Below are 2600 nucleotides of genomic sequence, written 5' to 3'. Positions count from 1 at the left end.
GGACGACGTAGTCGGATCGGCCGGGTTCCAGTTGGTCCAGGAACCACAGTCCCCGCTGCGCGGACGACAACGGCACCGGCTTCGAACGATCCCGCACAGGCAGGTGACGGGCCTGCTGGTGCCGGATACGGGAGAGCAGACGCGCCTGCGTCGAGCTGTTTTCCATGACTACTCCTCACCTTGGGCGTCGATCAGCTCAAGCAACTGGGACTTGATGCCGGCGATCGACGGCGAAAGAAACAGGCCCCTCAGGCTGATGCGGATGCCGGTCAGCCGCTCCACCTGGTTGACCAGTTGGACCGCCCGGAGCGAGTGGCCGCCGACCTCGAAGAAGTTGTCGTGGACGCCGACGCGGTCCACGCCCAGCAGATCGGCCCACACCTCGGCGAGCGCCTGCTCGATCTCGTCTCGTGGAGCCACGTGGGCCGCGCTGGGCGCGAGGTCCGCGACGTCGGGCGCGGGCAGCCTCTTGCGGTCCACCTTGCTGTTGGGGGACAGGGGCAGTGCGGGCAGCATCATGAACACCGCCGGGACCACGGCCGGCGGCAGCTCCTCCCGGCACAGAGCGCGGAGTTCGGCGACGTCCGGCTCACGGGCCGCAGGAACGCAGTACGCGACCAGGTGCTTGTCACGGGCGCCGTCCTCCCACGCGACGACGGCGCAGGCCGCGACATCGCGGTGCGACAGCAGGACCGCCTCGATCTCACCCGGCTCGACGCGCACGCCGCGCAGCTTCACCTGGCTGTCGATGCGACCGAGGAGGTCGAGTTCACCGCCGGCGGTGAACCGGCCGAGGTCCCCGGTCTTGTACATGCGGGCGCCGGGATCGCCCGTGAACGGGTCGGCGGGGAAACGTTCCGCGGTCAGCCCGGGCCGGCGCAGGTAGCCGCGGCCGACGGACCGCCCCCCGAGATAGACCTCCCCCACCGCACCGACGGGCACCGGCCGCAGCGAACCGTCCAGCACGTACACCGTCTGGTTCCTCATCGGGCGTCCGGCGAGGACGGGGGAGTCCGGCGAGGCGCGCCAGTAGGTCGTGTCCACCGACACCTCGGTGGCGCCGTAGAGGTTGATCAGATCGCCGTCGAACCGGTCGGCGAATCGCCGCACGAGCACCTCCGGCAGCGCTTCTCCGCTGCAGAACGCGTACCGCAGTCCGGTGCAGTCCGCCGGGTCCACCTGGGCGACGAACATGTCCATCAAGCTGGGGACGAAATGCAGTCCGACGATGCGGTGACGGCGCATGAGCGACCCGACGTGCGCCATGTCCAGGCGAGAGGCCCCCGGCACCAGGACGACCGTGCCCCCCTGCCAGAGCGGCCAAAGGATCTCGTACGCCGACACGTCGAAGGTCACCGGCGTGGCCTGCAGGAAGCTCTCGCCCGGGTGGATCGGAAACGCGTCCTGCATGCCTGCCATGTAGCTCACGACGCCCTGGTGTTCGATCATCACGCCTTTGGGCCTGCCGGTGGAGCCGGAGGTGTAGATGACGTAGGCGAGGTCGTGTGGTGTGGCCAGGAGCGGGGGGTCGGTGGAGGGGTGGGTGGCGATCTGGGGCCAGTGGGTGTCGATGAGGAGGGCGGCGGTGGAGTGGGGGAGTTGCGCGGCGAGGTCGTGCTGGGTGATGACCAGGGGCGCGGCGGTGTCGTGGAGCATGTAGGCGAGGCGTTCGGCGGGGTATTCGGGGTCGAGGGGGACGTAGGCGGCGCCGGCTTTGAGGATGGCCAGGAGGGCGACGATGAGGTCGGGGGTGCGGTCGAGGAAGACTCCCACCAGGTCTTCGGGGCCGATTCCTTGTGAGCGCAGGTGGTGGGCGAGTTGGTTGGCGCGGGTGTTGAGCTGGGCGTGGGTGAGGATCTGGTCGCCGTGGATGACGGCGGGTTCGTCGGGGCGGGTCGTGGCCTGTGCGGCGACCAGTTGGTGGATGGTCTGGTCGGCGGGGAACGGGCCCGCGGTGTCGTTCCACTCGACCAGCACCTGCCGGCGCTCGGCCTCGGTCAGCATGCTGATCTGGGACAGCGGGGTCGCCGGGTGGTCGGCGAGCCGCTGGAGCAGCGTGAGGTAGTGGCCGGCCATCCGCTCGATGGTGGACTTGTCGAACAGATCGCTGCTGAAGTGGATGAAGCCTTTGGCGCTGTGGTCTTCCTGCAGGGTGAGGTCGATGGTGAGGTCCACCTGGGAGTCGGTGGCCTGGAGCGGGACGTGCTGAACCTCGACGCCCGGCAGCGTCCAGATCTTGCGGGCTGAGGTGGTCTGCAGGACGAGCATGGTCTGGAAGAGGGGGTTGCGGGTGAGGTCGCGTTGGGGGGCGAGTTCTTCGACGATGCGTTCGAAGGGGAGGTCTTGGTGGTCGTAGGCGGCGAGGGCGGTGTTTTTGACCTGGTGGAGGAGGTCGGTGAAGGTGGGGTCGCCGGTGAGGTCGGTGCGCAGGACGAGGCTGTTGACGAACAGGCCGATGAGGTTCTCGGTTTCGGTGTGGGTGCGTCCTGCGGTGGGGGTGCCGATGGCGATGTCGTTTTGGCCGGTGTAGCGGGAGAGCATGATCTGGAATGTGGCGGTGAGTGCCATGAAGAGGCTGGCTCGGGCTTGGGTGGTGACGT

1 protein-coding gene is annotated in these 2600 nt (G+C 68.5%); it reads right to left on the bottom strand.

The annotated features are described in order from the left end of the window. Positions 1 to 168: 168 nt before the first annotated feature. Positions 169 to 2600: amino acid adenylation domain-containing protein (locus tag AB0B89_RS35915; RefSeq protein WP_358562110.1), on the bottom strand; the 2432-nt coding region annotated here is incomplete at its 5' end.

Source organism: Sphaerisporangium sp. NPDC049002, assembly GCF_040649355.1.
Lineage (GTDB): Bacteria > Actinomycetota > Actinomycetes > Streptosporangiales > Streptosporangiaceae > Sphaerisporangium.
This window is presented reverse-complemented; position numbering and strand designations above follow the sequence as displayed.